Source organism: Desulfobacter vibrioformis DSM 8776, assembly GCF_000745975.1.
Classification (GTDB): domain Bacteria; phylum Desulfobacterota; class Desulfobacteria; order Desulfobacterales; family Desulfobacteraceae; genus Desulfobacter; species Desulfobacter vibrioformis.
The window spans coordinates 1-5,450 of sequence record NZ_JQKJ01000062.1; the positions used below are offsets into that span (position 1 = coordinate 1).

General features: G+C 50.3%; 5 protein-coding genes and 1 pseudogene. All 6 read left to right on the top strand.

Features of this window, described 5'->3' with window-relative positions:
• Positions 1–387: pseudogene (locus tag Q366_RS22070) on the top strand (hypothetical protein); the annotation flags it as partial.
• Complete coding sequence (locus tag Q366_RS18870; RefSeq protein WP_245620022.1) at positions 345–1,172, top strand: sensor histidine kinase; 828 nt, start codon at positions 345–347, stop codon at positions 1,170–1,172. The pseudogene Q366_RS22070 and the gene Q366_RS18870, both read left to right, overlap by 43 nt.
• Positions 1,150–2,583 carry a sigma-54-dependent transcriptional regulator gene (locus Q366_RS18875; RefSeq protein ID WP_035242275.1) on the top strand — a complete coding sequence of 478 codons (1,434 nt, stop codon included), beginning with the start codon at positions 1,150–1,152 and terminating at the stop codon, positions 2,581–2,583. Before Q366_RS18870 ends, Q366_RS18875 begins: the two co-directional genes overlap by 23 nt.
• 266 nt (positions 2,584–2,849) lie before the next feature.
• On the top strand, positions 2,850–3,104 hold the full coding sequence (locus Q366_RS18880) for a hypothetical protein (protein WP_035242271.1): 255 nt from the start codon (positions 2,850–2,852) through the stop codon (positions 3,102–3,104).
• A 176-nt stretch (positions 3,105–3,280) separates the two neighbouring features.
• On the top strand, positions 3,281–4,855 hold the full coding sequence (locus tag Q366_RS18885) for an SLC13 family permease (protein ID WP_035242278.1): 1,575 nt from the start codon (positions 3,281–3,283) through the stop codon (positions 4,853–4,855).
• 126 nt (positions 4,856–4,981) lie between these two features.
• On the top strand, positions 4,982–5,422 hold the full coding sequence (locus Q366_RS18890) for a sigma-54-dependent transcriptional regulator (RefSeq protein WP_035242273.1): 441 nt from the start codon (positions 4,982–4,984) through the stop codon (positions 5,420–5,422).
• The last annotated feature ends 28 nt before the right edge of the window (positions 5,423–5,450 follow it).

Below are 5,450 nucleotides of genomic sequence, written 5' to 3' on the forward strand. Positions count from 1 at the left end.
GAGGCCCTTGCCAGAATTGAATCCGTGTACACGACTTATATTAAGGCCAAGGACCGGGTGATGGCTTTATATGAAAAGGGCGACCCGGGTACCGGGGCCGCCCTTCACCGGGAGGTAAGGGCGAGCTTTTTCAGAATTTTTGAGTTATGTGAAAAATTTAAAACCGCACATAAAAAAGCCATAGACCTTGTCGTGGAGGACAGCCGCACCGATGCCAGGCATTTGCGCTATATCGGCCTTTTGGCCATTGTCACCGTGGTACTGCTCAGCCTTTTGATCAATTATATATTTTCACCCGCCACATTCTGGGGCCCATCCGCAAACTGGCGGCAGAGGCTGATCAAATGGGCGATGGCCGGGTATCCGGCAATGAGCTGGCAGCATTGAAAAGCAGTGTCCACGGCTTGATTGAAAATGCGGAACAGACCCATGCCGAACTTGTCCGGAGCCGGGAATCCCTGATGCAGTCCGAAAAAATGGCCCTGGTGGGACAACTTGCCGCAGGCACAGCCCACTCCATCAGAAATCCCTTGACCTCCATTAAAATGCGGTTGTTTTCCCTGGGCAGATCAGCCAAGATGTCCCCGGACCAGCAGGAGAACATCAGTGTCATTTCAACGGAGATCGGTCAGATCAATAAAATCCTGGAAAACTTCCTGGAATTTTCCAGACCCCCGAAACTGACCATGAAAAAACAAAGCCCATCCCAGGTGGTGGACAATACCCTGCGACTTTTGGAACAACGCCTTAAATCCTACGGGGTAACTGTCCATCTGGTACGCAGCGAGCCTTTGGACGATGTACGGCTGGATGCGGGCCAGTTTAAGGAGGCTGTGGCCAACATCATCATCAATGCCTGCGAGGCCATGAAAAAAGGAGGCCGCATCACCATCACCGAAACCATGGACAGTATCAACACAGACAGGGACACGGCAGTCATAAGAATCCAGGATACCGGCCCCGGTATTCCCGAATCTATCCAGGACGAAGTTTTTAATCCGTTTTTCACGACAAAAGACGAAGGCACAGGTCTGGGGTTGAGCATCTGTTTTAATATTATCAGCGAACATGGCGGATGTCTGGTGCTGGACAGCAAGGAAAACCAGGGAACCTGTTTCACCATCACACTGCCGGCAGGAGAGGATGTCCATGGCAAAAATTCTGATCATTGACGATGACGACCAGCTGAGAATCAGTTTTTCCAAGCTTCTCACAGAAGAGCACTATGATGTGGTATCAGCGGCTTCCGGGGAAGCGGGCATTGAAATGGTTAAAAACACCCCCCTTGATCTGGTTATTCTGGATGTGCGCCTGCCCGGGATGAACGGGCTTGAAACATTCAAAAAGATCAAAAAGATCGATGCAACCCTTCCGGCCATCATTGTCACGGCATTCGGCACCACGGACACAGCCATCGAAGCCACCAAGGCAGGCGCCTTTGATTATCTGCTCAAACCCTTTGACATCCCCGAGATGCTGAACTTGATCACCCAGGCCGTTGATGCCGGCTATTGCATGCGCACCCCGGTGCATGTGGATGCCGAGCCTGCAACCTATTCCCCGGACGCCATTGTGGGGCAGAGCCCCGGCATGCAAAAAGTGTATAAAACCATCGGCCGGGTGGCCCAGACCGATGCCACGGTTCTGATCCAGGGAGAATCGGGCACCGGCAAGGAACTGGTGGCCCGGGCCGTGTACCAGCACGGTATCAGATCAAATAAAAACTTTTCCATCATCAACTGCGTGGCCATCCCTGAAAACCTTCTGGAAAGCGAGTTATTCGGCTTTGAAAAAGGCGCGTTCACCGGTGCGGCACGGCGCCATATCGGCAAAATTGAGCAGGCAGACGGGGGCACGGTGTTTCTGGATGAAATCGGCGACATGCCCATTTCCATCCAGGCCAAAATCCTGCGACTGCTCCAGGAAAGGTGCATTGAGCGGCTGGGCGGAGATGAAACCATTCCTGTGGATGTGCGCATCATTGCCGCAACCAACAGGGATCTTAAAGCCGCCATTGCCCAGGGGCTTTTCAGGGAGGATCTCTATTTTCGCCTCAAGGTCGTAACCATTGAACTGCCACCATTAAGGAACCGCACAGAAGATATCCAACCCCTGACCGCCCATTACCTGGAACGGTTCTCCCATGAATTGAAAATCGACAACCCCGGCATCCGGGAGGAAGCCCTGGCCCTTCTGAAACAATACGAATGGCCGGGAAATGTCAGAGAACTTGCCAACCTGATCCACAAGGCCCTGATCTTTAACCGCGGCAATCCCTTGTCCGTCAGTGATTTAAGCCAGATTATCCGAAAACAGGAAACAGGGGAACTTTCCCAGGATTTAAACCAGGAAGAGGCCATCCGCCAATGGGTCTACACCTGCCTGGCTAGTCCATCCAGTGAACACAGTTTTGAATTCTTTTCAGATACCATCTGCGCCATGGCCGTGGAAGAAGCATTGAAGATATCAAACGGCAACCGCTCCCAGGCGGCCCGGCTGTTGAATATTTCCCGCCCTACGCTGCATGCCAAAATAGACAAGTACGGAATCAATACCATTTCGTCTACCCAGGTTATCCGGTGAGTTTGGTTATAACCCACATGGACCGCAAGCCCACAACGCACAGGTAACGTAAAATCATTATTCACATTGGAAAATCATATCTTTACATGCCGTAAAAAAATGTGACAGGCAACAACCTTTTTGGCCATCTGCCATATTTTTAAATTATCTTATTATTTCAGAGTAGTAATCCATATTTTCAGCTTTTTTTTCAGCTTTTTTTATCTGGCATATATCTTGATAGAGGAGCTCAAGCCGGATAAAACGGTCTCACCAGAGCCATTGATATGATGCACGACCCCATAGCTGAAAGACAAGAATATTATCAGGTACTGACCCGCAATATCAGAATCCGTATTCTGCGGATTTCCATTATCCCCATGCTGCTGACATCGGACATTCTGTACTGGCGGTTTCATCTGGCTTATTCTGACAAGATCAGCGCCCATCTCTGCGAACCGGTGCCCGGGCACTATCTTCTCGATCCGGTTGCCCGTAAATGTCCGCCAGACAGCCAAACAGTCAACAAGAGATACAGCTAATAACCTTTAAACCATTTAGGGAGACGTTGCAGATGAAACTTTTATTTGTAGATTAAGATATGAACCCTGGGCGCTTTTGATTACCTGACACACAACATTTTGAATTTAAAGAATTAATGAAAAAAAATCAGCCGGGCACGGCAGGCCAAAAACAAACAGAACGGAGAAACAAACCAATGATACTTAAATCGAGCGGATTCAAACTGGCGGTAGCAGTGTTGATAGGTGTAATCGTGTTTATTTTGCCCAGGCCGGAAGGGACAAAGTTTAAACTTTCCGGCTCCGGTGCAGACCAGTTAAGTCAGTCAGTTTCACAATATTTTTCAACCCGGCAGACTGCGCCAGGCAAGCCTGTTATTCTGACGGCCAAGGCACCTGGCACCGACCAGGCCCGGGCACAATATCTTGCAGGCCAGGCCAAAGAGATGGGCCTTTCAGAAGTGAATGTGGATTATGTGGACGGCATGAGCCCCAAAGCCAAACGGTTTTTATCCGTGCTTGCGGTGCTGGTCATCCTGTTTGTGGTGGAGCCCATTCCTCTTGAAATTACGGCCGTGCTCATTGGTGCCTCCCTTGTGATTCTGGGCATCACCGATGTGAAAGGGGCATGGGCGCCCTACATGCATCCGGTTGTTATCTTTATCATGTGCTGCCTGATCTTTGCCATAGCCCTGGACAAGGTGGGGCTGACAAAACGCCTGGGGTATTTTATTATTAAAAAAGCGGGCAATTCCGTAACACGGTTCACCTTTATCATTGCCGTGGGCTTAGGTCTTGCGTCCGCTTTCATGCACGATGCCGCTGCCTGTGCCATCGGCATTGTCACCATGCTTCCGCTGATGCGGGCCGTGGGCGTTGAGCCGCACAGCAATACAGCCAGATTCATGATGCTTTCCCTGCCCTTTGCCTGCTCCTGCGGCGGTATGGGCTCCCTGATAGGTGGTGGCCGGTGCATGGTATCCGCTGCATTTTTAAAGGAGTTTACCGGCATTGAAATCACCTTTTTTGAATGGATCAAGTATTGTATGCCGGCAGCCATTATCTGTGTGCCTGCTGCTGTTCTAGTCACCTACCTGGTTTACCGGCCAGATCCCAAATTCAAACTTCCGGCTTTTAATGAAGATTTGGGCCCCATGACAGCAGTCGAGAAAAAAGCATTGATCATCATTGCCGTCGCCTTTGTAGCATGGCTCACCAAGGGTATCCATGGTATAGACTATTCCGTCACCGGTATTGTGGGTGTGGCCTGCCTGGTATTGTTCGGCGTTTTAAAATGGCGGGACATCAATGACAACCTGGAGTGGGGTACAGCTCTGTTTATTTTCGGCGGTGGCATCTCTTTAGGACTTGCCATGGGATATTCCGGCGCAGCAGACTACTTTGCCAACCTGTTCTTCCCGCTGATCCAGGGCAAAGGATGGCTGGTGCTCTTTGTGGGCGTGGGCGTGTTCGGCGCCCTGGTCACCAACGCCATGGCCAATGTAGCGGCAGCGGCGTTAATTCTGCCCATTGTTATTCCCATGGCCCAGCTTGAAGGGGTCAATCCGACCATCCTGGCCCTGGGCCTTGGTATGGCCACATCCTTTGCCATGCTGCTGGTCATCGGCTGTCCGCCCAATGCCATTGCCTATTCATACAAGTACTTTAAGTCTTCGGACCTGACCAAGCTCGGGCTTGTGGCAACGCCAACCCTGCTTCTGATACTGGTGGGCGTGGTATGTACATGGTGGAAGTTTTTAGGTCTCATATAAAAGGAATTTTCTGAACCCGATGGAAATCAATACCTTTGAAAATGATACCGGAAAAATTGTCCGTGTGCTGCTTGTAGATGATAACGATTACAAATTCTTTCATAAGTTTTTTAAGGAGAAAAACCCATGATAAAAATACCGGTAAAAATCTTGATCGTTGATGATGAAAAAGATTTTGTAGAGATGTTTTCCCTGCGTCTGACCCGGCAGGGGGAAAAGGTGTCTGTCGCTTATTCAGGACAAGAGGCCCTTGACCTGCTTGAAAAAACTCAGATCGACGTGGTGATCCTGGACATCCGCATGCCCGGCATGGACGGTATAGAGACCTTGAAAAAAATCAAGGCAACTTACCCCCTGGTGGAAGTCATCCTTCTCACCGGGCACGGGTCCACGGAGACCGCTGTGGAAGGTATGAAGGAAGGGGCCTTTGATTACCTGATGAAACCGGCGGATTTTGAAGATATCAGCGCAAAACTGTCCAATGCCTGGAAGCGCAAGGACGACCAGGAAGAACGCATCCGCAAGGCCGAAGCCCGGCTGCTGCTGAGGCGCTCCGGGAATATTTAAGGAGATATCATTAATGAGCCTGAGACAA

What these genes read in the sequence shown, in the direction of transcription:
- Q366_RS18870 (WP_245620022.1), top strand. Translation starts at nt 345, where the DNA reads ATGGGCGATGGCCGGGTATCCGGCAATGAGCTGGCAGCATTGAAAAGC.
- Q366_RS18875 (WP_035242275.1), top strand. Translation starts at nt 1,150, where the DNA reads ATGGCAAAAATTCTGATCATTGACGATGACGACCAGCTGAGAATCAGT.
- Q366_RS18880 (WP_035242271.1), top strand. Translation starts at nt 2,850, where the DNA reads ATGATGCACGACCCCATAGCTGAAAGACAAGAATATTATCAGGTACTG.
- Q366_RS18885 (WP_035242278.1), top strand. Translation starts at nt 3,281, where the DNA reads ATGATACTTAAATCGAGCGGATTCAAACTGGCGGTAGCAGTGTTGATA.
- Q366_RS18890 (WP_035242273.1), top strand. Translation starts at nt 4,982, where the DNA reads ATGATAAAAATACCGGTAAAAATCTTGATCGTTGATGATGAAAAAGAT.